This is a genomic window from Micromonospora sp. NPDC005172 (assembly GCF_040608555.1).
Lineage (GTDB): Bacteria > Actinomycetota > Actinomycetes > Mycobacteriales > Micromonosporaceae > Micromonospora.
In genome coordinates, this window is sequence record NZ_JBEXIL010000043.1 from 14,050 (window position 1) to 35,627 (window position 21,578).

The window sequence follows — 21,578 nt, forward strand, 5'->3', positions numbered from 1 at the left end:
TGGCCCGGCGTCGCTTCGATCATCGCCCTGCCATCTTCTCGCAATTGCAAAATATGTGCAACAAGGTCTGGACAACGCTCCCGAGCCGTAACTAGCCTTCCCCACATGAGTCCTTACATCACCGATGCGTGGGTGTGGCAGGAGAGCTGGGACCGCCAGCAGGAGGCGTACCTGCCGGACCGGGAACACCGGTTCACGGCCATGCTCGACACCGTCGACGCCGTCCTCGACGGCCGACCGCCGCGCGTGCTCGACCTGGCCGGCGGCACCGGGACCATCTCACTGCGGACGCTGGCACGATTCCCCGAGGCCGAGATGACCCTGGTGGACCTCGACCCGGCGCTGCTCGCCATCGCGCACGCCTCGCTGGGCGATCGGGCCACCATCGTCACGGCCGACCTCGGCGTCCCCGACTGGCACGCCACGCTCCCCCACCGGGAGTACGACGCCGTCCTCACCGCCACCGCCCTGCACTGGCTGCCGGCCGACCGGCTCGGGCAGCTCTACGCCGAACTGCGGGACGTGCTGCGGCCGGGCGGCGTCTTCGTCAACGCCGACCACATGCCCGACGACACGCTGCCGGAGCTGACCAAACGACTTCTGACCCGAGCGCGCGACCGGCGCGACGCCCGCTACGCCGCCGGCGCGACGCTGTCGTGGTCGGACTGGTGGGCCCGGGCCGGTGCCGACCCCGCGCTCGCGCCGCTCGTTGCCCAGCGGCAGGCGATCTACCCGAGCGGGCACAGCCCCGAGTGGAACCCGCCGGTCTCCTGGCACCTGGCCGCCCTCACCGCGGCCGGCTTCGCCGAGGTCGGCACGGTCTGGCGGGGCGGCGTGGACGCGGCCGTCGCAGCCACACGTTGACGCGGTGGCGTCCGGACCCACGGTCGGTGGCGTCCGAAAGCCGCCGTCGGCGGGCCGCGTCCGGACGCCACCGACCGTGAGCCACGCGCGGACGTCGCCCCGGGCGGCAGTACGCTGACAAGCCGTGGCAGAGCCGCTGGACCCGCGCACCGACCCGGACGTCGACCTCCGGGTTCCCGCCGACCGGGGCGAGCTGGCCGCGCATCCCGCGACGATCCTCGCCGCCATCGCGGCCGGTGGCGTACTCGGCGCGCTGGGCCGCGCCGGCCTGCAACAGCTCGCGCCGCACGGTCCGACCGGCTTCCCGTGGGCGACCTTCGGCGTCAACACGTCCGGCTGCCTGTTGATCGGCGCGCTGATGGCGGTGCTCGGGCACCTCGGCGGCGGGCACCCCCTGGCCCGCCCGTTCCTCGGCGTCGGGATCCTGGGCGGCTTCACCACGTTCTCCACCTACGTGGTCGACATCCAGCAGGCGCTGGTCGCGGGCGCGGCGGGCACCGCGCTGGCCTACCTGGCCGCGACACTGCTCGGGGCGCTCGTCGCGGTGGGGCTGGGCGACGCCGTCACCACCCGTCTGCTGCGCCGCGAGGCGGCCCGATGACCGTCCTGCTCATCGCCCTCGGCGCGGCCGTGGGCGCTCCCCTGCGGTACCTCACCGACCGGGCCGTGCAGTCCCGGCACACCTCGGCGTTTCCCTGGGGCACGTTGACCGTCAACGTGGTCGGCTCCCTGCTGCTCGGCGTCCTCGTCGGCGTACCGGTGGGCACGGCGGTGAGCGCGCTGCTCGGGACCGGGTTCTGTGGGGCGCTGACCACCTACTCGACGTTCAGCTACGAGACGCTGCGGCTGACCAGGGACGGCGACCGGCTGCTCGCGCTGACCAACGTGGCGGGAAGCGTCGCCGCCGGGCTCGCCGCGGCCAGTGCCGGCTACGCCCTGGCCCGCGCCCTGACGGGCTGACCCGACCTCACCAGAACGCCCCTGACCAGGGGATGCACCCGAATACCCTCGGGGTATATACGCGAGGTATACCCCCGGTGTAGTCTCCTGGCATGAGCGTGCCACTGACCCTGCTCGGCCTCCTCGAACGAGAGCCCAGCCACGGATACGACCTCAAGCGCGACTACGACGCCTTCTTCGGCCGGGGCAAGCCGCTGCCGTTCGGCCAGGTCTACTCCACCCTCAGCCGCCTGGCCCGCGACGGCAAGGTGGTGATCAGCGACGTCGCGCCCGGCTCCGGCCCCGACCGCAAGCGCTACATCATCACCGATGTCGGCGCGACCGAGGTCGAGCAGTGGCTGACCCAGCCCGTCGACCCGGAGCCGCACCTGCAGACGGTGCTCTTCGCCAAGGTCGTCCTCGCGCTCATGCTGGACCGTCCGGCCGCCGAATACCTCGACACGCAGCGCAGCGCGCACCTGCACCGCATGCGCGAGCTGACCGAGATCAAACGCGCCGGCAACCTGGTCGACGCGCTGCTCGCCGACCACGGCCTGTACCACCTGGAGGCGGACCTCCGGTGGATCGAGATGACCGGCGCCCGGCTGGACGCCCTACGCAAGGAGGTGCGGCCGTGAGCGTCGTCATCGAGGCCCGCGACGTGACCTTCGCCTTCGGTCAAACGCCCGCCCTGCGCGGCGCGAGCGTCTCCGTCCAGGACGGGGAGATCCTCGCCGTCATGGGCCCCAGCGGCTCGGGCAAGTCCACTCTGCTGCACTGCCTGGCCGGCATCCTCGTGCCCGACTCCGGCGAGATCCTCTTCGGCGGTGGGCGGATCGACACCATGTCCGAGAGCGGGCGCAGTGGTCTGCGCCGGGACCGCTTCGGCTTCGTGTTCCAGTTCGGCCAGCTCGTCCCCGAGCTCACCGCGGAGGAGAACGTCGCCCTGCCGCTGCTGCTCGGCGGTGTCCACCGCAAGCAGGCGCTGCCGAAGGCGCGGGCCTGGTTCGCGCGCCTCGGCCTGGACGGCCTGGAACAGCGCCGATCCGGCGAGCTCTCCGGCGGGCAGGCGCAACGTGTCGCCCTGGCCCGCGGCCTGGTCAACGAGCCACAGGTGCTCTTCGCCGACGAGCCGACCGGCGCGCTCGACTCGCTCACCGGCGAGCAGGTGATGGACCTGCTGGTCGGCGCGGCCCGCGAGCAGGGCACCACCGTCATCCTGGTGACCCACGAGGCCCGGATCGCCGCGTACGCCGACCGCGAGGTCATGGTCCGCGACGGGCGCGTCAACGCGCCGGACCGGATCGCCTCATGATCCGCTTCGGGCTCCGCCTCGCCGTGGCCGGCGGTCGGGAGGCGCTCACCCGCCTACTCGTCATCGCCGCCGCCGTCGCGATCGGCAGCGGACTGCTGCTGACCACCCTCGCCGGGGTCAACGCGGTCGACGCGCAACTCAGCCGGTACGCCTCGAACTATCCCCACGCCTCGACGGACGGTGGCGCCGACCCGCTGTGGTGGTCGACCCGGGACGACTACTTCCACGGTGCGCAGATCATCCGGATCGACGTCGCCGCCACCGGGCCGACGGCGCCCACCCCGGCCGGCATCCCGAGCACTCCGGGCCCGGGCGAGTTCTACGCCTCGCCGGCATTGCGGGACCTGTTCACCGCGCACCCGGCCGCCGAGCTGGCCGACCGCTACCCGGGGCGTGACCTCGGCACCGTCGGACCATCCGGGCTGACGTCACCGGACACCCTGCTCGCCATCGTCGGCGGCACCCCGGACAGCGTCGGCAAGCTGCCCAACGCCAGGCAGGTGGACAACCTCGGCAATACGCCCACCCTGCCCGAGACCACTGTGGACCTCATCCTGGGCGTGGTCGCCGGCGGTCTGCTCTTCCCGGTGCTGATCTTCATCGGCACCGCCACCCGGCTCAGCGCGGCCCGCCGGGAGCAGCGCTTCGCCGCGATGCGTCTGGTCGGCGCGACACCCCGGCAGATCGCGATGGTCGCCGCGGTGGAGGCGGCCGCCGCCGCCGTCGCCGGCACCGCCGTCGGCTTCGCCCTGTTCTACGCGTTCCGGGGCCCACTCGCGGGCATCCCGTTCACCGGCATGCCGTTCTTCCCCGGCGACATGTCCCTGGGCCTGCTGGACACCCTGCTGGTGGCGCTCGGCGTCCCGGCCGGCGCGGCGCTGGCGGCCCAGGTCTCGCTGCGCCGGGTCCGGATCTCGCCGCTGGGCGTCACTCGACGGGTCACCCCTCGCGCCCCACAGCCGTACCGGCTGATCCCGATGGTGCTCGGCGTCGCCGTGCTCGTCTCCGCGATCGGCTTCCGGCCCCAGACGTCCGACGGCCAGGCGGCGGTGTTCCTGCCCGGTCTGCTGCTCATCATGTTCGGCCTGGTCCTCGCCGGCCCCTGGCTGACGATGGTCGGCGCCCGGGTGATGGCCCGGTACGCCAACCGGCCGGCCACGCTCATCGCGGCGCGACGCCTCGCCGACAACCCGAAGGCCGGGTTCCGGGCGATCAGCGGCATCATGCTCGCGCTCTTCGTCACGAGCGTCGCCGTCGGTGTGATCACCACGATCATCGACGAGCGTGGCCCGGCCCCGGTCGGCTCGACCGACGCGGGCACCGTCACCACCGTCTTCGACGAGAAGGCGGCGTCGGTGCCCGACGCGCTCCTCGCCGAGCTGCGGGCGATCCGCGGCGTGCGGTCCGCGACCGCCATCCGGGAGGACCCGGACCTGATGGACGGCGGTGAGGGCGGGATGATCGCGTGCGCCGACCTCCCGAGCGCGTACGGCCGGTGCGCCGACGGCGCGAGCGTCATCGGGGTGCCGTTGGGTCTCAGCCGCTGGGAGGAATCGGCGTCACCCGCGACGATCTGGCCCTCCGCGGCGATCACGCTCGACGAGTTGCAGCGACTGCCGGTGACCTCGGTGGTGGTCGGCACGGACGGGTCGGCCACCGCCGTCGAGCGTGTCCGCACCGTGCTGGAGATCGCCTTCCCGACCTTCTGGGTCGGGCCGAACGTGCCCGGCGACTTCGAGTCGGACTTCGCCGACACGCTGCGCGGCTGGGAGCAACTGGCCAACGTCATCATCATCGCCAGTCTGGCGCTCGGGGGGTGCAGCCTCGCGGTCAGCGTCATCGGCGGTCTCACCGAACGCCGCCGTCCGTTCAGCCTGCTGCGGCTCAGCGGCGCTCCGGTGCGCGTCCTGCGTCGGGTGGTGGCGCTGGAGAGCGCTGTGCCGATGCTCGCCGTCGCCGCCCTCGCCATCGGCATGGGCCTGCTCGCCGCGCACCTGTTCCTGCGGGCGCAGATGCACTACACGCTCGTCGCGCCCGAGCCGCGCTTCTACGTGATCGTCGTGGTCGGACTGGTCGCCTGCCTCGGTGTCATCGCCTCCACGATGCCGCTGCTGGAACGTGTCACCGGCCCGGAGACCGCCCGCAGCGAGTGACCGTCAGGGCCCGGTGGCCGCGACGGCGACCACCGGGCCGACGACGAAGACGGCCGGCGGGCCCACGGACTCGCGGGCGGCGGCCGCGCCGATCTCGTCCAGCCGGGCCGACACCGACCGCTGGCCGGGCTGCCCGGCGTCCTGCACCGCCAGCACCGGCGTCTCCGGGGCACGACCGTGCTCGACCAGCACCGTCGCGATCTTGGCGATGGTGTCGACGGCCATCAGCAACACGATGGTCCCCCGTACACGGGCCAGCGCCGCCCAGTCGACGAGCGAGTCGGGGTGCCCGGGCGGCAGGTGTCCGGACACGATGGTCAGGTCGTGCGCCACGCCCCGGTGCGTCACCGGAACTCCGGCGAGGGCCGGCGCGGCGAGGGCGCTGCTCACCCCCGGCACGACCGTCACCGGCACCCCGGCCGCCACGCACGCCTGCACCTCCTCGTGGCCGCGTCCGAAGACGTACGGGTCGCCGCCCTTGAGCCGGACCACCCGGCGACCGGCCCTGGCGTGGGACACCAGAGCCGCGTTGATCGTCTCCTGCGCCATCGACGGGCCGCGGGGCACCTTCGCGGCGTCGACGACCAGCACCTCGGGGCGCAGCCCGGCGAGCAGCCCCTGCGGGGCGAGCCGGTCGACCACGACGACGTCCGCGGCGTCCAGGAGCGCCTTCCCGCGTACCGTGATCAGGTCGTCGGGCCCCGGCCCGCCGCCGACCACGGCGACCGACCCGTGCCCGTGGTCGTGGTGGTAATCGTGCCCGTGGTGATGGTGGTGGTGGCCGACCGGGTCGTCGGGGTGGTCGTGCGGGCGTTGCGGGCGACCGACCTTGTCGGCGAAGCCGGGCATCAGCACCCGGTACGCGCAGGTGTCGCAGTTCATCCGGATGTCCCCGCCCAGCGCCTCGGCGTGCCGCTCGCGGACCAGGTCGGCGAGGGCGTCGCAGTCGCCGATCACGTCGGCCACCCGCACGTCCAGGTCGGGGTGCGCGGCGGCGAACTCGGCCGACTGGGCGACGATCCGGTCCGGCAGCACCCCGGCGAACAGGAAGTACGGCGCGACGACGATCCGCTGCGCGCCGAGGCGACGGAGCCGGTCCAGCACCGCCGGCACGGACGGCTCGGCGAGGGAGATGAACCCCGGTTCGACGCCCGCGTATCCGCGCCCCTCCCAGAGCAGGCGGGCGACCTTGGCGACCTCGGCGTTGGCGTCCGGGTCGGAGGATCCCCGCCCGATGAGCGCCACCCAGGTGCCGGTCCGGTCGGCACCCGCCAGCGCGGCGTCGACGCGCTCTTCGAGGGCTGTGTGCAGCAGCGGGTGCGGGCCGAGCGGACGCCCGTAGCGGTACGTCAGCCCGGGGTGCCGCTGCTGCTCACGGGCCATCGCGGCCGGGATGTCGCCCTTGCCGTGCCCGGCGCCGGTGAGCACCAGCGGCAACGCGACCAGGTTCCGGTGACCGCGCCCGACGAGCGCGCCGACCGCGTCGGTCAGCGGCGGGCGGGACAGCTCGATGAAGCCGCCCTCCACGTCGCCGATGTCACCCCGACGGCGGACCCGCTCGACGAGCGCGGCGAACTGGCCGACCCCGGCCGCGCTGCGCGTGCCGTGCCCGACGATGACCAACCCGGTCATGGCTTCTCCTCGCTGTAGAGCAGGGCGTTGAGGGCGGCGGCGGCGACCGCCGAACCACCCTTCTCGCCCACGTTGGACACCCCGGGCAGGCCGCTGGCCCGCAGCGCCGCCTTCGACTCGGCCGCGCCCACGAAGCCGACCGGCAGGCCGACGACGAGCGCCGGCGCGGCGTCCAGGGTGAGTAGTTCGACGAGGGCGGTCGGCGCGCAGCCGACCACCCAGACCGCGCCGGGGCCGACCCGGGTCAGGGCGATCCGCACGGCCGCCGCCGAACGGGTGATCCCGGCCGAGCGGCCCAGCTCGGCGGCGGCCGGCTCGGCGACCGGGCAGACCAGTTCCAGGCCGGCCCGGGTGATGCCGGCGGCGACCATCGCCACGTCGGTGACCACGGGCGCCCCGCCGCGCAACGCGGCCAGCCCCGATTCGAGGGCCCCCTCGTCGCAGACCAGCTCGTCGACGTACGCGAGGTCGGCGCTGGCGTGCACCACCCGCTCGGTCACCGCGCGGGTCAGCGGCGGCAGGTGCGACAGGTCGACCCGCTCGCGCAGGATGCGGTACGACTCGACCTCGATGGGATGCACCATCCGGCTCATCGGGCTCCTTCCCAGGACTCGGGCTCGACGACGCGGATCGCGTCGACCGGGCAGATCTCCAGGCACTCCAGGCAGCCGGTGCAGCGGTCGGCGCGTACCGTGAGGCCGCCGGCGACCGGCCGGATCGCGTGCGTGGGGCAGGTCAGCAGGCACGCGCCGCAGCCCTGACAGGCGTCGATGATCACGAACGCCACCGGTACCCCCGGGGTGTGACCATCCGCCCGGCGACCAGCCGGGTGTCGCTGTTGCCGACCACCACGACGCTGTACATGTCGACGATGGCCGCGTCGAGCGTGGCCAGCGTCGCCAGGTGCACCCGTTCGCCGGGGCGGCTGGCGTTGCGCACCACACCGACCGGGGTGTCCGGCGGCCGGTGCGCGGCGAGGATGCCGAGCGCCTTGCCGAGCTGCCAGTCGCGCGCGCGGCTGCGCGGGTTGTAGAACACCGTCACGAAGTCGCCCTCGGCGGCGGCGGTCACCCGCCGCTCGATGACCTCCCAGGGAGTGTGCAGGTCGGACAGGCTCACGTAGGCGTGGTCGTGCCCGAGCGGCGCGCCCAGCAGCGCCCCGGCGGCGAGGGCGGCGGTCACCCCGGGCACGCCCACCACGTCGATCCGCTCGTCGGCGTACTCCAGCGCGGGGCTGGCCATCGCGTACACCCCGGCGTCGCCGGACCCGATGAGCGCGACCGCGTGGCCGGCGACGGCCTCGGCCACGGCGGCGCGGGCCCGTGCCTCCTCCGCGCCGAGCCCGCTGGCGAGCACCCGGGTGCCCGGCCGCAGCACGTCCCGGACCTGGTCGAGGTACTGGTCGAGGCCGACGACGACCCCGGCACGACGCAGTTCCGCCACCGCGCGGGGGGTGCGCAGGTCGGCCGCGCCCGGTCCGAGGCCGACGACGGCGAGCCGGCCGCGCGGCGGGTGCCGGGCCACCGCCACGGTCGCCATCGCCGACGCGGTCTTGCCCACCAGCAGCGTCGCGTCGTCGTCCCGGCCGTCCGCGCCGAGCAGCGCCGCGGCCTCCGCCACGCTCGGCGTGCCGACAGCGGCCCGGACCACCTCGCTGGGGTGCGGCACGTCGACCGCCGCGAGGCGCGTCGCCGGCCAGGTCACCAGGGGTACGCCGAGCGCGTCGGCGGTACTGCGGATGCCCGCCTCGTCGGCCTTGATGTCGGCGCTGGCCAGGCAGCGCAGGCTCACCGGGTCGAGGCCGGCCTCGGCCAGCACCCGGTGCAGCAGTTCGGCCACCTCGGCGGCCGGTACGCCCCGGCTCGCTCCCACCCCGGCGACCAGCGACGGCGGTCGCAGCACGGCGGTCCGCCCGTCGGTCGGCACCACCCGGTCGGTGACCAGCAGCCGGTACCCACCGCCGGTCACGTCGTCGTCGGCCGTGCTGCCGGCCGCGCTCTCGGCGGCCGAGCCTCCCGGGTGGGCGGCGGGGGCATCGCGGTGGTCGGGGGCACGCACGTTCGGGGGCAGGGCGGGCAGCGGCCAGGTGGCATCGGCGATCAGCTCGACCGGCTCGCCGTCGAGGATGGCCCGGGACACCGCGGCGACCGCGCCCTGCACGGGCCAGCCGAGAGTGTCCAGTCCGGGCAGCCCGACCGCGTCGGTGGCGGTGGTGACCACCGGTCGGGCGTCCAGCAGCACGCCGACCCGCTCGGCGAGGTCGTTGCCGCCGCCCGCGTGGCCGCCCAGCAGCGCCACCGCGTGCCGGGCCGCCTCGTCGACGACCACCACGGCCGGGTCGGTGCGCTTGTCGCCGAGCAGCGGCGCGAGGATGCGGACGACCGCGCCGGTGGCCAGGAACGCGACCACCGCGTCGCACCCGGTCCAGGCGGCGCGCAGCGCGTCGGCGACGGTCTCCCCCTCGATCAGCCGGGCGTGCGGCCACGCGGCGGTCAGGGTGTCGGCGTGCCGGCGGCCGGCGGCGGTCGCCGCCACCAGGCCGATCCGGCCGGGTGTGGTGTCGTTCACGGGCGCTCCCCGGTGAGGACGACCACCGGGTTGGTGGCCGCGAGACGGATCGACCCGCCGGGCAGGTCGGCGAGGCGGGCGGCGGAGAGCTGGCTGCCCTCGACCGTGTATCCGGCGGCACGCAGCAGGCCCACCGCCGGCGCGACGCGGTCCAGCGCGGCCAGGGTGAGCACGATCCGTCCGGGTCGGCGGGCCAGCACGGCGGTGAGGACGTCCACGCCGCCACCACCGACGAAGACGGCGTCCGGCTCGGGCAGCCCGTCCAGCACCGCCGGGGCGCGCCCGACGACGATCCGGACGTCGACGGCGTGCGCGGCGGCGTTGTGCCGGATCGTCGCGGCGGACCCGGGGTCCCGCTCGACGGCGAGCACGGCCGCGCCGAGCGACGCGCACTCGATGCCGACCGAGCCGCTGCCCGCGCCGATGTCCCAGACGAGACGACCAAGCCGGGGACGCAGCCGCGCGACGACGAGGGCGCGCACCTCCGACTTGGTGATCATCGAGTCGCGGTGGGCATACCGGTCCTCGGGCAGCGCCCAGCCGCCAGCCGGCGCGGCGGCCGGCTGGTTGTCCACCCGCAGCGCACCCGCTCCGACCGGGTCGGACGTGGGCATGTCGAGCACGGGATCGGCGGGCACGGCGATGCTGAGCAGGACGTGCGGGTCGGACCAGGCGGCCTCGGCGGCCTGCTCGGGGGTCACCTCACGGACCCGTTCGGCGTCCGTGCCCAGGTGCTCGGCGACCAGCAGACGACGGGGCCAGCCGACCAGCGCGGCGCCCACCTCGGCCGCGCCCGCGCCCGGCGCGGTGAGGACCGCGACCAGCGGCAGCGCCCGGCAGGCGTTCAGCGCCGGTCGAAGATCGCGCCCGTGCGCGGTGACCACGGCGGCGCCGTCCCAGGACAGTCCGGCGCGGGCGAAGGCGGCGGCCACACTGGACACCGCCGGCACCACCCGCAGCGGCAACCCGACGACGCGCAGCCGCCGGACGATCCCGAACAGGCCGGGATCGCCGCTGGCCAGCACGACGGCCGGCACCCCGGCGGCGACGGCGTCGACCAGTCGGCGCAGGGCCGGGGCGAGCGGTCCGAGGACGACGGTCTCCGCGTCGGCCGGTACGGGCACCGCCGCCAGGTGCCGGGCCGCCCCGACGAGCAACCCCGCGCCGGCCAGCGCGGACGCGAGGGCGGGGTGCGGCGGGGCCCCGGCGGCGTCCAGACCGACGACTGTCACCAGCGCGTCCGGGGCGCTCATCGCGGCCACCGGCCGGAGGAGGCGACGACGTGTGCTCCGGCGAAGTCGACCATCGCCACGTCCACGGTGACCGTCGGCCCGGCGAAGCGTCGCAGCACCGCCTGGACCCGCTCGCAGAGCAGGTCGCCGGCCGGGCCGAGCAGCCCGGCGGCCTCCCACAGCTCGTACGCGTGCCGCCCGGTGTTCGCCTCGGTCACGGCGGCGGCGAGCGCGGGATCGCCACCGGCGTCGGCGGTCACCGCGCCGAGCAGGGACAGGTCGACCTTCGAGCGGGTGTAGTGGGTCATCAGGATCCCGGCGGCGAGTTTGGCGAGCTTGCCGGCCATCCCGACGAAGACCACGCCGGTCATCGTGTCCTGGACGGCCGCGGTGACCGCCGCGCCGGTGAAGTCGCCCACCTCGACGAAGCACACCTCGGGCAGGTCGGGCAGCAGCGCGCGGGCGGCCCGCTCGGTACGCCCACCGGTGCACAGCACCACGGTCCGCTCCCCCTGGGCGGCCATGACGTGCACGGCCTGTACGACGCTGGCCCGCCAGGACGCGGTGGAGAAGGGCCGGACGATGCCGGTGGTGCCGAGGATCGAGATGCCGCCGAGGATGCCGAGCCGCCGGTTGGTGGTCTTGCGGGCCATGATCTCGCCCCGGGGCACGCTGATGACCACGCGTACGCCGACCTCGGTGAGGTCGACGACCTCGGCCACCGCCTCACCGATCATCCGGCGGGGCGTGTCGTTGATGGCCGGTCCGCCGACGGCGAGCCCGAGGCCGGGCTTGGTGACGGTGCCGACGCCGGAGCCGCCGGCCAGGCGCAGCCCGGGAGTGTCGGTGAAGTCCACGGTCGCGGTCAGCTCGGCGCCGTGGGTGACGTCCGGGTCGTCACCGGCGTCCTTCACGACCACCGCCTCGGCCCGCACCGGTGGGGTGCCGGTGACCTCGCAGCGTTCCACCGGGAAGCGCACCCGTCGGCCGGCGGGGAGACCGATCTCGACGTCCGGTTGGATCTCGCCGGTGACCAGGGCGGTCACCGCCGCCTTGGCCGCCGCCGTCGCGCACGCGCCGGTGGTCCAGCCGGTTCGCAGCGCGGTGGGCCGGACCTTCGCCGTACGCGGCAGGTCCGGTTCGCGCAACGGCGGCTCGGCGTACGTCATGGGGTGTCTGTTCCTCCGGCGCGGGCGCGGCGCAGCTCGGCCCGGGCGGCCGGCTCGGCGCGACGGAAGGTGTGGAAGTGCCCGGGGTGGTAGAGGTGCGAGCGGGTCCCCTCGGCGGCGAGGGCCGGCCCGACCAGGAACAGGGTGTGCTTCCACAGCTTGTGCTGCTTGACCGTGGCCTCCAGGGTGCCGACCGTGCAGCGCACGACCAGCTCGTCGGGCCAGGTCGCCTGGTACGCCACCACGGCCGGAGTGTCGTCGGCGTAACCGCCGGCCAGCAGCTCGGCCTGCACCTGCCCGGAGCGGGCAGCGGACAGGAACAGCGCCATGGTGGTGCCGTGCCGGGCGAAGTCGCGGACCCGCTCGCCGGCCGGCATCGGGGTCTTGCCGCCTTCGAGCCGGGTGAGGATCACCGACTGGGCGACCTCGGGGATGGTCAGCTCGCGCCCGACGAGCGCCGCGACGGCGGTGAACGACGACACCCCGGGGACGATCTCGACGGCCAGGCCGAGCGCCCGGCACAGGTCCAGTTGCTCCTGCACCGCGCCCCACAGCGCCGGGTCACCGGAGTGGATGCGAGCCACGGTGAGTCCACGCTCGGCGGCCCGCTCGTAGAGCGGCAGCACACCCTCGATGGGCAGCTGCGACGAGTCGACGATCTCGGCGTCGGGACGGGCGTGGTCGAGTACGTCGGCGTGCACGAGGCTGGCCGCCCAGATCACGACGTCCGCCGCGGCGATGACCCGGGCGGCCCGCAGGGTCAGCAGGTCCGCGGCCCCCGGGCCGGCGCCGACGAACCACACCTTGCCGTCGCTGGTCACAGCTTTCCTCCTCGGTACGTGCGGCGGGCGGGGACCAGCAGCGTGGACAGGTACGGCAGGTCGGGTGCGGTGTCGTCGACGGCGCCGACGCTCTCTGCGGGCAGGCCGAGGCTGCGTCCGAGCACCGCGTCGGCCAGGCGGCCCTGTCGACGCAGCTCGGCCAGCAGCTCCGGGTGCCGTCGCCAGCCCTTGTAGACGACGACGGTGCCCGGCCCGGCGAGGGCGTCGGCGAACAGCGCGAGGCCGGCGGTGGCCGGCAGCAGGGTGAGCGGCTCGCGTCCCTCGACCAGCGGGATGCCGCTGCGCGCGGCCAGCTCCTGCATGGCGGTCACGCCGGGCACTGTCGCCACCCGCACGGCCGGACGCAGGGCTCGGACGCTCTGCGCCAGGTAGCCGAAGGTGGAGTACACGTTGGGGTCGCCGATGGTGGCGAAGGCGAGGGACCGCGCGCCCGCGTCGATCGCCTCGACGACCGTCCGGGCCGCGTCGTCCCAGGCCGCCGCGCGACGGGCGGTCACCCCGCCCCGGTCGTCGAGGGCGAACGGCAGCCGCCGCAGACGGTCCGCCGGAACGTGGTCCCGCACGGTCGTCTCGGCCCGTCCGGCGTCCGACTCGGGCCGGTCCGCCATCACGGGTACGAGGACCACGTCGGCCTCGCGCAGGACACGCACCGCCTTGACGGTGAGCAGTTCCGGGTCACCCGGGCCGACGCCGACGCCGGTCAACGTGGCGGTCACCGGCACGCCTGGACGAGGCGGCGGGCGGCCTCGGGGTGGCCGGCCCAGTGGGTGTGCAGGTAGGAGGCGTGCACGCGGCCGGCGACGAACCCGTGGTCGATGTCGTTCCAGCGCCACGCCGGCGTGTCGCCGTGCCCGGGGTCGGTGGTGGTGCGGTGGAACTCGTGTCCGCGTACCGGCTCGCCGGCCCGGGCCACCGGTGAGTCGGTGACGGCCACCGCCTCGCGGTAGCCGAGGGTGAGCCGGCCGGTCATCCGGGCGGTCAGGTCCAGCCGGCCACACATGGGTACGCCGTCCAGGGACCGCCCGAGGTAGAGCAGCCCGGCGCACTCGGCCACGACCGGCCCGTCGAAGTCGGCCAGCTCGCCGCGGAGCGTCACGTTGCCGGCCAGCGCCTCCGCGTACGCCTCGGGGAAGCCGCCGCCGATGACCACCGCCCGGGTGCCGCTGGGCAGCGCCGGGTCGCGCAGCGGGTCGACGGTGACGACGTCCGCGCCGGCAGCCGTGAGGAGTTCGGCGGTCTCGGCGTACGAGAAGGTGAAGGCCGGACCACCGGCGAGCGCGACGCGTGGTCGCCCGACGCCGGCCGGCCCGCCGACGGCGGCGACCGGGTCCCACGCCGGGGCGGTCAGCGGCCCGGCGCCGCGGGCCAGGTCGAGAACGGCGTCGAGGTCCACCGTGGCCTCGACCAGTTCGGCGAGCGCGGTGACGATGGCGAGCGACTCCGGGGCCCGTTCGGCGACCGGCACCAGCCCGAGGTGCCGAGCGGGCGCGGCGACCTCGGCGGCGCGGGTGACCGCCCCGAGCACCGGTACGCCCACCTCGGCGAGGGCGTCGCGCAGCAGCGTCTCGTGCCGTGGCGAGCCGACCCGGTTGAGGATCACACCGCCGATCCGCACGGCGGGGTCGAACGCGGCCATGCCGAGGGTCAGCGCGGCGGCCGAGCGGCCCTGCGCGGTGGTGTCGAGGACCAGCAGCACGGGCGCGTCGATCAGCCGGGCGACGTGCGCGGTGGAGGCGAAGTCGCGGCGGCCCACCGCGCCGTCGTGCAGGCCCATGACGCCCTCCACCACGGCGATGTCGGCGGGCGTGGGGACGCTCGCGCCGTGCCGCAGCAGGCCGGCGATCCGCTCGGCACCGACCAGGAACGGGTCGAGGTTGCGGCCGGGCCGGCCGGCGGCGAGGGCGTGGTAACCGGGGTCGATGTAGTCCGGGCCGACCTTGTGCGGGCTGACCGTCAGGCCGCGTCGGCGCAGCGCGGCGAGCAGCCCGGTGGCGACCGTCGTCTTGCCGTGGCCGCTGGCCGGGGCGGCGACCACCACCCGGGGCAGCGCCCAGGGCTCGACGCTCACCACTCGATGCCCTTCTGGCCCTTCTGGCCGGCGTCCATCGGGTGCTTGACCTTGGTCAGCTCGGCGACCAGGTCGGCGGCGGCGACCAGGCGCGGATCGGCGTCCCGGCCGGTGATCACGACGTGCTGGAAGCCGGGCCGCTCGGCCAGGGTGGCGACCACCTCGTCGACGTCCACCCAGCCCCACTTCATCGGGTAGGTGAACTCGTCCAGCACGTACAGCCCGTAGCGCTCGGCGGCCAGGTCACGCTGGATCTGCCGCCAACCCTCCAGGGCGTCGGCGGCGTGGTCGGCCTCGCCGCCGCGCTGGATCCAGGACCAGCCCTCGCCCATCTTGTGCCAGGCCACCGGCGCGCCCTGGCCGGTACGCTCGTGCACCTCGCCGAGCGCCCGGAAGGCGTTCTCCTCCCCCACCCGCCACTTGGCGCTCTTGACGAACTGGAACACGCCGACCGGCAGGCCGGCGGTCCACGCCCGCAGTGCCAACCCGAAGGCCGCCGTCGACTTCCCCTTCATCTGTCCGGTATGGACGACGAGCAGCGGTCGATTCCGCCGCTGCCGGGTGGTCAACCCGTCAGCGGGCACCTGACTCGGCTGTCCCTGCGGCATCAGAGGTCCCCCCTCGTCGTCACGCCCCGCGCGTCCTCCGCGATCTTGCAGTTTCTGTTGCTCATATGCGCATCTCGTCCTTTTATGTCGCGACAGAAACTGCAAGATCGCGGGGGTCGGGGTGGGTGAGGGCGTGCAGGGGGTGCAGGGGGGCGTGCAGTTGGGTGGCCAGGCGGCGCGCCAGGTTGAGGCGTACCGGGCCGGACTCGCAGTCGACGACCACGCAGGGGGCACCCGTCGCCGCGAGGATTGCCGCCGCTCCCGCCGCCCGGTCGAGCGGGCGGGTTCCGGCGGTGGCACGGCCGTCGGTGACCACCAGGACCAGGGGGCGACGCTTCGGATCGCGCAGGCGCTCCACCCGCAGCAGGTCCGCGGCGGCCAGCAGGCCCTCGGCCAGTGGTGTCCGCCCACCGGTGGGCAACTCGGCCAGACGGGTCGAGGCGGCCAGCACCGACGAGGTCGCCGGCAGCACCGTGCGCGCGCCGGCACCCCGGAAGGCGATCACCGCGACCTTGTCCCGCCGCTGGTACGCGTCGGTGAGCAGAGCGAGCACCGCGTCCTTCACGGTGACCATCCGCTGCCGGGCGCCCATCGAACCGCTGGCGTCCACCACGAACAGCACCAGGTTGCCCTCGCGCCCCTCCCGGACCGCCTCGCGGACGTCGTCCGGACGCAGTCGCAGCGGACCCGCCAGCCGGCCCCGAGCCGCCTGGTGGGGTGCGGCGGCGCGGATGGTCGCCGGCAGGTGCAGCGCGCCGACCCGACCGTTCGGCACCCGGGCTCCGGTGGTGCGGCCCCGCCCGGTCCGGGCCCGCGACCGCCGGCCCGGCACCCCGTCACCGACGCCGGGCGCGGTGAGCAGCCGGGCCCGCAGACCACCTCGGGGTACGGCCACCCGTCCGCCCTCGCGCTCCCGGTCGTTTCCGGTGCCGCTGAGCTGACCCGCCTCGGCCCGCCGGCGGCGACCGCCTCGACCGTCCACCCCCGAGAAGTCCCCGTCCGCGTCGACGTCGGCGGCGTGCGGCTCCGGGCCGTCGGCGCCCCCGGACTCGCCGGCGCCGGGATCGTGCCCGCCGCTGCCCGACCCGTTCCGTTCCCCACCGTCCACGTCGGCGGGATCGAGGGAGTCGCCGTCGGGGCCGTTCCCATCGCGACGATGTTCTCCGGTCTCGCCGCCCGCGCCGGAGGAGCCGCCCGGGTTACCGGCACTGACGCCACCGTCCGGGTCCGGGCCGTCGGGGCGGGGGCCGGCGGGGCCGCCGTCGTACGGGCCGCCGTCGTCGTCCGGATCGTCGGGGTGGGCGTCCTGCGCCCGTTGCAGCGCCTCGTCGAGGCGCTTCTCGTCCAGCCCCGGCGTGTCGAACGGGTCGCGGCGACGGCGGTGCGGCAGGGCGAGCCGGGCGGCCACCCGGACGTCGTCGCCGGTGACCCGGTCCCGGCCCTCCCAGGCGGCGTGCGCGAGGGCGGTACGGGCGGTGACGATGTCGGCGCGCATCCCGTCCACGTCGAACGCCGCGCAGACCTCGGCGATCTGGCGCAGCGCGGCGTCGGGGAGGCGTACCCCGGGAAGCCGGCGACGGGCGGCGGCCACCTGGGCGGCGATCTGGGCGTCGGCGTCGGCCCAGCGGGCGGCGAAGCCGGCCGGGTCGGCGTCGGCGGCGAGCCGGCGGCGGACCACCTCCACCCGGATCTCCGGATCGCGGCTGGCGTTCACCTCGACGGTCAGTCCGAACCGGTCGAGAAGCTGCGGGCGCAGCTCCCCCTCCTCCGGGTTCATCGTGCCGACGAGCAGGAACCGGGCGGCGTGGCTGACCGAGACGCCCTCGCGCTCGACGTGGCTGCGGCCCATCGCCGCCGCGTCGAGCAGCAGGTCGACGAGGTGGTCGTGCAGCAGGTTGACCTCGTCGACGTAGAGCACGCCCCGATGGGCGGCGGCGAGCAGACCCGGCTCGAAGGCGCGTACGCCCTCGCCGAGGGCCTTCTCCAGGTCCAGCGACCCGACCACCCGGTCCTCCGCCGCGCCGACGGGCAACTCGACGAGGCGCGCGGGCCCGGTCTCGGCGGCCGCCCCGACCGGATGCGGCCCGTCCGGGCAGCCCGGGTCGGGTTGGGCCGGGTCGCAGCCGAAACGGCAGCCGGCGACCCGGCGCACCGGAGGCAGCAGCGCGGCGAGGGCGCGGACGGCGGTGGACTTCGCGGTGCCCTTCTCGCCGCGCACGAGGACGCCCCCGATCGCCGGGGAGACCGCGTTGAGCAGCAGCGCCAGCCGCATGTCGGCCATGCCGAGCACGGCGCTGAACGGGTATGTCACTGGGCCCTCTTTCGATCGCGACTGCGGGGCTCGCAAAACCGGCTCACTCCTCGCGCTCACACCCGGTCCTCCAGGTCACCCTCGCTGGCCAGGTACGTGTCGCGGAGCCGGTCCAGGGTGGCCGGCTCGGGCTTGGCCCACAGGCCCCGGTCGGCGGCCTCCAGCAGCCGCTCGGTGATGCCGCGCAGCGCCCACGGGTTGGACCGCTCCAGGAACTCGCGGGTGGTGTCGTCGAACAGGTAGGCGGCGGCCAGGTGCTCGTACATCCAGTCGTCCACCACGCCGGCGGTGGCGTCGTAGCCGAACAGGTAGTCCACGGTGGCCGCCAGCTCGAACGCGCCCTTGTAGCCGTGCCGGCGCATCGCGGCGATCCACTTCGGGTTGACCACCCGGGCCCGGAACACCCGCCGGGTCTCCTCGCCCAGGGTGCGGGTGCGCACGTCGTGCGGCATCGCCGAGTCGCCCACGTACGCCGCCGGTGACGTGCCGGTCAGGTGGCGGACCATCGCCACCATCCCGCCGTGGTACTGGAAGTAGTCGTCGGAGTCGACGATGTCGTGCTCGCGGGTGTCCTGGTTCTTCACGGCGACCGCGATCCGGGCGAAGGAGCGTTCCATGTCGGCGCGCGCCTCCCGCCCGTCCAGGCCCCGGCCGTACGCGTAGCCACCCCACACCGCGTACACCTCGGCCAGGTCGGCATCGCTGCGCCACGTCCGGGCGTCGATAAGCGGCAGCAGTCCCGCGCCGTACGCCCCGGGCTTGGAGCCGAAGATCCGGGCGGTGGCCCGCCGCTCGTCGCCGTGCTCGGCGAGGTCGGCGGCCACGTGGGCGCGCAGGTAGTTCTCCTCGTCCGGCTCGTCCAGCGCGGCGACCCGCCGCACGGCGTCGTCGAGCAGCGCCACCACGTGCGGGAACGCGTCGCGGAAGAAGCCGGAGATGCGCACGGTGACGTCGACCCGGGGTCGACCCAGCTCGACGGTCGGCACCACCTCGACGCCGGTGACCCGCCGGGACCGCTCGTCCCACACCGGCCGGCAGCCCAGCAGCGCGAGGACCTCGGCGATGTCGTCGCCCTGCGTCCGCATCGCGCTGGTGCCCCACACGGTCAACCCCACCGAGCGGGGGTACGCGCCGGTGTCGGCGAGGTGCCGGGCCAGCAGCGAGTCGGCGAGGGCCACCCCGACGTCCCAGGCGTTGCGGCTCGGGATGGCCTTCGGGTCGACGGAGTAGAAGTTCCGGCCGGTGGGCAGCACGTTGACCAGGCCCCGGGTGGGTGAACCGGACGGGCCGGGCGGCACGAACCGGCCGTCCAGCGCGCCGAGGGTGTTGCGCAGCTCGTCGGTGGTGCGATCCAGTCGGGGCACCAGTTCCGTGCCGGCGAAGCGCAGCACGGCTGCGACGTGCGGGATCGACTGGCCGGTCACCTCGGCGACGACGGCGTCGGCCGCGTCCACCGCCCAGTCCAGGGTCTCCATGCCGACGACCAGCCGGCGCGCGAGCCCTTCGATGAGGTCGATCGCGTCGGCGGCGGTGCCGGCCGGACCGTCCACCGCCTCGGTCAACGCCGTGGGCAGCGCGATCCGCTGGCCCGGTGTGGCGAGCAGGTCCTGTTCGTCGAGGCCGTACGCGGTGGCGAGAGCCTGCCGCAGGCCGGGCAGCGCCTGGGCGCCACCCCAGATCTGCGGGGCGCGCAGCACGGCGAGCACCAGGTTGACCCGCGGCTCACCGGTGGGCGCGTCGGCGAGGATGTGCAGCCCGTCGCGGATCTGCACGTCCTTGACCTCGCACAGGTAGCCGTCGAGGTGCAGCACGAAGTCGTCGAAGTCGTCCGCGTCGGGCATCGCCTCGGTGTGCAGGTCGTGGTGCAGCTCGGCGGCGCGTACCAGGTCCCAGATCTGCGCCCGCACGGTCGGCACCTTGGCCGGGTCGAGCGCCTGCACGGTGGCGTACTCGTCGAGCAGTTGCTCCAGTTTGGCCAGGTCGCCGTAGGTCTCGGCGCGGGCCATCGGCGGCACCAGGTGGTCGATGACGACGGCGTGTGCCCGTCGCTTGGCCTGGGTGCCCTCGCCGGGGTCGTTGACGATGAACGGGTAGACCAGCGGCAGGTCCGCGAGGACGGCGTCGGGCGCGCAGTCGGCGGCCAGGCCGAGGCCCTTGCCGGGCAGCCACTCCAGGGTGCCGTGCTTGCCCAGGTGCACCACGGCGTCCGCGCCGAAGCCGCCGTCCGCGACCGGGGCGGCGAGCCAGCGGTACGCGGCCAGGTAGTGATGGCTCGGCGGCAGGTCCGGGTCGTGGTAGATGGCGATCGGGTTCTCCCCGAACCCGCGTGGCGGCTGGATGAGCAGCGCCACGTTGCCGAACCGCAGCCCGGCCAGCACGATGTCGCCGCCCTCGGTGTACAGCTCGCCGGGCGGCTCCCCCCAGTGCTCCCGCATCCGCTCGCGCAGCTCGGCCGGGACCGCCTCGAACCACCGCCGGTACGTCTGCCCCGGTATCCGGGCCTCGGCGGCGGCCAACTGCTCCGGCGTCAGCCACTCGACGTCGTGACCACCGGCGGCGATCAACGCGTGGATCAGCGCGTCACCGTCGTCGGGCGGCGGCGCGGCGCCCAGGTCGTAGCCCGCCTCGGCGAGCGCGGCGAACAGCCGGACCGCCGAGGCCGGGGTGTCCAGCCCGACCGCGTTGCCGACCCGGGAGTGCTTGGTGGGGTACGAGCTGAGCACCACGGCGATCCGCTTGTCGGCGTTGGGCACGTACCGCAGGCGGGCGTGCCGCACCGCGATCCCGGCCACGCGGGCGGCCCGCTCGGGGTCGGCCGCGTACACCGAGAGCCCGTCGGCGTCGATCTGCTTGAACGAGAACGGCACGGTGACGATCCGGCCGTCGAACTCGGGGATGGCCACCTGCATCGCCGCGTCCAACGGGGACAGCCCCGCGTCGCTGGCGGCCCACTGCTCGCGGGTACTGGTCAGGCAGAGCGCCTGGATGACCGGCACGTCCAGGGCGGCGAGCGCGCCGACGTCCCAGGCGTCCTCGTCACTGCCGCTGGAGGCGTCGGCGGCGACCGCGCCACCGGCGGCGAGCACGGTGACCAGCAGCGCGTCGCAGCGGGCGAACAGCCCGAGCGGACCGGCGCCGGTGGTCAGCCCGCGCAGCGAGCCGCAGAAGATCGGCAGTGGGTTGCCGCCGGCAGCGCGGACCGCGTCGGCGAGCACGTCGACGAACGCGGTGTTGCCGGCGAGGGCGTGTGCCCGGTAGAAGACGATGCCGATGGTGGGCCGCTGCGGGTCGGTCGGATGGTCGCCGTGCACGCCGTACGCCGGGGTGGGCGCGGGCGGGGCGAACCCCTCACCGGTGAGCAGGACGGTGTCGGAGAGGAACCGGGCCAGCTGCCCGAGGTTGTCCGGTCCGCCCTCGACCAGGTAGGACAGCGCCTGGGCGACGACCCCGGCCGGCACCGTGGAGACCGCCATCAGCTCCGCGTCCGGCACCGCCTCGCCGCCGAGCACGACCGTGGGTACGCCGCCGGCGAGCACCGCGTCGAGGCCGTCCGGCCACGCCTGCCGACCCCCGAGCAGGCGTACGACGACGAGGTCGACCCCGTCGAGCAGGGCGGGCACCTCGTCGGCCGCCACGCGGGCGGGGTTGGCGAGCCGGTACTCGGCGTTGCTGGCGCGGGCGGCCAGCAGGTCGGTGTCGGCGGTGGAGAGCAGCAGAATGCGCACGGCACGCTCCGGACGGTGACGTCGACGCGCTCGCGGCAGCGAGCGGGCGACGTGGGATGGGCGCGGGGTTCAGCGGGCACCGCGACCCGGACCGCTCACCGGCGCGAGGCCGGCGGCGACGGGTGGCGTGGCGCGGAACTCAGCGGTGAACG

General features: G+C 75.0%; 18 protein-coding genes. 6 read left to right on the top strand and 12 right to left on the bottom strand.

Annotation, left to right across the window (positions count from 1 at the left end; translation table 11 throughout):
* Positions 1–105 precede the first annotated feature (105 nt).
* The 6 genes from ABZV06_RS24740 to ABZV06_RS24765 all read left to right on the top strand — a co-directional run bounded on the left by ABZV06_RS24740 (position 106) and on the right by ABZV06_RS24765 (position 5,271).
* Positions 106–864, top strand: coding sequence for a class I SAM-dependent methyltransferase (locus ABZV06_RS24740; RefSeq protein ID WP_355624496.1), 759 nt, complete (start codon positions 106–108; stop codon positions 862–864).
* Positions 865–988: 124 nt separating this feature from the next.
* Positions 989–1,465: a CrcB family protein gene (locus ABZV06_RS24745; RefSeq protein WP_355624498.1), complete on the top strand. Its 477-nt coding sequence runs from the start codon at positions 989–991 to the stop codon at positions 1,463–1,465.
* Positions 1,462–1,824, top strand: coding sequence for a fluoride efflux transporter CrcB (gene crcB, locus ABZV06_RS24750; RefSeq protein WP_355239050.1), 363 nt, complete (start codon positions 1,462–1,464; stop codon positions 1,822–1,824). Before ABZV06_RS24745 ends, crcB begins: the two co-directional genes overlap by 4 nt.
* A 92-nt stretch (positions 1,825–1,916) precedes the next feature.
* Positions 1,917–2,441: a PadR family transcriptional regulator gene (locus tag ABZV06_RS24755; protein WP_355624500.1), complete on the top strand. Its 525-nt coding sequence runs from the start codon at positions 1,917–1,919 to the stop codon at positions 2,439–2,441.
* On the top strand, positions 2,438–3,118 hold the full coding sequence (locus tag ABZV06_RS24760) for an ABC transporter ATP-binding protein (protein ID WP_355239055.1): 681 nt from the start codon (positions 2,438–2,440) through the stop codon (positions 3,116–3,118). Before ABZV06_RS24755 ends, ABZV06_RS24760 begins: the two co-directional genes overlap by 4 nt.
* Entirely contained in the window at positions 3,115–5,271 is a 2,157-nt protein-coding gene (locus ABZV06_RS24765; protein ID WP_355624502.1) for an FtsX-like permease family protein, read from the top strand. Before ABZV06_RS24760 ends, ABZV06_RS24765 begins: the two co-directional genes overlap by 4 nt.
* A 3-nt stretch (positions 5,272–5,274) precedes the next feature.
* On the opposite strand, the gene cobA is transcribed toward ABZV06_RS24765, so the two are convergent.
* The 12 genes from cobA to cobN form a co-directional block, all read right to left on the bottom strand.
* Positions 5,275–6,903: a uroporphyrinogen-III C-methyltransferase gene (gene cobA, locus ABZV06_RS24770; protein ID WP_355239060.1), complete on the bottom strand. Its 1,629-nt coding sequence runs from the start codon at positions 6,901–6,903 to the stop codon at positions 5,275–5,277.
* On the bottom strand, positions 6,900–7,496 hold the full coding sequence (locus ABZV06_RS24775) for a precorrin-8X methylmutase (RefSeq protein ID WP_355624503.1): 597 nt from the start codon (positions 7,494–7,496) through the stop codon (positions 6,900–6,902). Before ABZV06_RS24775 ends, cobA begins: the two co-directional genes overlap by 4 nt.
* A complete protein-coding gene (locus ABZV06_RS24780; RefSeq protein WP_355239065.1) occupies positions 7,493–7,690 on the bottom strand; it encodes a 4Fe-4S binding protein in 198 nt (65 codons plus the stop codon). Before ABZV06_RS24780 ends, ABZV06_RS24775 begins: the two co-directional genes overlap by 4 nt.
* Positions 7,678–9,471, bottom strand: a complete 1,794-nt coding sequence (cobJ, locus tag ABZV06_RS24785; protein WP_355624505.1) for a precorrin-3B C(17)-methyltransferase — start codon at positions 9,469–9,471, stop codon at positions 7,678–7,680. Before cobJ ends, ABZV06_RS24780 begins: the two co-directional genes overlap by 13 nt.
* A complete protein-coding gene (gene cbiE / locus ABZV06_RS24790; RefSeq protein ID WP_355624507.1) occupies positions 9,468–10,724 on the bottom strand; it encodes a precorrin-6y C5,15-methyltransferase (decarboxylating) subunit CbiE in 1,257 nt (418 codons plus the stop codon). The genes cobJ and cbiE overlap by 4 nt, the downstream gene beginning before the upstream one ends.
* Entirely contained in the window at positions 10,721–11,872 is a 1,152-nt protein-coding gene (locus ABZV06_RS24795) for a cobalt-precorrin-5B (C(1))-methyltransferase (protein WP_355239074.1), read from the bottom strand. Before ABZV06_RS24795 ends, cbiE begins: the two co-directional genes overlap by 4 nt.
* Positions 11,869–12,693: a precorrin-4 C(11)-methyltransferase gene (cobM, locus tag ABZV06_RS24800; RefSeq protein WP_355624509.1), complete on the bottom strand. Its 825-nt coding sequence runs from the start codon at positions 12,691–12,693 to the stop codon at positions 11,869–11,871. Before cobM ends, ABZV06_RS24795 begins: the two co-directional genes overlap by 4 nt.
* Positions 12,690–13,430, bottom strand: a complete 741-nt coding sequence (gene cobI / locus ABZV06_RS24805) for a precorrin-2 C(20)-methyltransferase (RefSeq protein ID WP_355239079.1) — start codon at positions 13,428–13,430, stop codon at positions 12,690–12,692. Before cobI ends, cobM begins: the two co-directional genes overlap by 4 nt.
* Positions 13,427–14,785, bottom strand: a complete 1,359-nt coding sequence (locus ABZV06_RS24810) for a cobyrinate a,c-diamide synthase (RefSeq protein ID WP_355624511.1) — start codon at positions 14,783–14,785, stop codon at positions 13,427–13,429. The genes cobI and ABZV06_RS24810 overlap by 4 nt, the downstream gene beginning before the upstream one ends.
* Positions 14,779–15,390 carry a cob(I)yrinic acid a,c-diamide adenosyltransferase gene (gene cobO, locus ABZV06_RS24815; protein WP_355624513.1) on the bottom strand — a complete coding sequence of 204 codons (612 nt, stop codon included), beginning with the start codon at positions 15,388–15,390 and terminating at the stop codon, positions 14,779–14,781. The genes ABZV06_RS24810 and cobO overlap by 7 nt, the downstream gene beginning before the upstream one ends.
* A gap of 82 nt (positions 15,391–15,472) precedes the next feature.
* Complete coding sequence (locus ABZV06_RS24820) at positions 15,473–17,761, bottom strand: magnesium chelatase subunit D family protein (protein ID WP_355624515.1); 2,289 nt, start codon at positions 17,759–17,761, stop codon at positions 15,473–15,475.
* Positions 17,758–21,426 carry a cobaltochelatase subunit CobN gene (gene cobN / locus ABZV06_RS24825; RefSeq protein ID WP_355624517.1) on the bottom strand — a complete coding sequence of 1,223 codons (3,669 nt, stop codon included), beginning with the start codon at positions 21,424–21,426 and terminating at the stop codon, positions 17,758–17,760. Before cobN ends, ABZV06_RS24820 begins: the two co-directional genes overlap by 4 nt.
* Positions 21,427–21,578: the final 152 nt, after the last annotated feature.

What these genes read in the sequence shown, in the direction of transcription:
- ABZV06_RS24740 (WP_355624496.1), top strand. Translation starts at nt 106, where the DNA reads ATGAGTCCTTACATCACCGATGCGTGGGTGTGGCAGGAGAGCTGGGAC.
- crcB (WP_355239050.1), top strand. Translation starts at nt 1,462, where the DNA reads ATGACCGTCCTGCTCATCGCCCTCGGCGCGGCCGTGGGCGCTCCCCTG.
- ABZV06_RS24755 (WP_355624500.1), top strand. Translation starts at nt 1,917, where the DNA reads ATGAGCGTGCCACTGACCCTGCTCGGCCTCCTCGAACGAGAGCCCAGC.
- ABZV06_RS24765 (WP_355624502.1), top strand. Translation starts at nt 3,115, where the DNA reads ATGATCCGCTTCGGGCTCCGCCTCGCCGTGGCCGGCGGTCGGGAGGCG.
- cobA (WP_355239060.1), bottom strand. Translation starts at nt 6,903, where the DNA reads ATGACCGGGTTGGTCATCGTCGGGCACGGCACGCGCAGCGCGGCCGGG.
- ABZV06_RS24775 (WP_355624503.1), bottom strand. Translation starts at nt 7,496, where the DNA reads ATGAGCCGGATGGTGCATCCCATCGAGGTCGAGTCGTACCGCATCCTG.
- cbiE (WP_355624507.1), bottom strand. Translation starts at nt 10,724, where the DNA reads ATGAGCGCCCCGGACGCGCTGGTGACAGTCGTCGGTCTGGACGCCGCC.
- ABZV06_RS24795 (WP_355239074.1), bottom strand. Translation starts at nt 11,872, where the DNA reads ATGACGTACGCCGAGCCGCCGTTGCGCGAACCGGACCTGCCGCGTACG.
- cobO (WP_355624513.1), bottom strand. Translation starts at nt 15,390, where the DNA reads ATGCCGCAGGGACAGCCGAGTCAGGTGCCCGCTGACGGGTTGACCACC.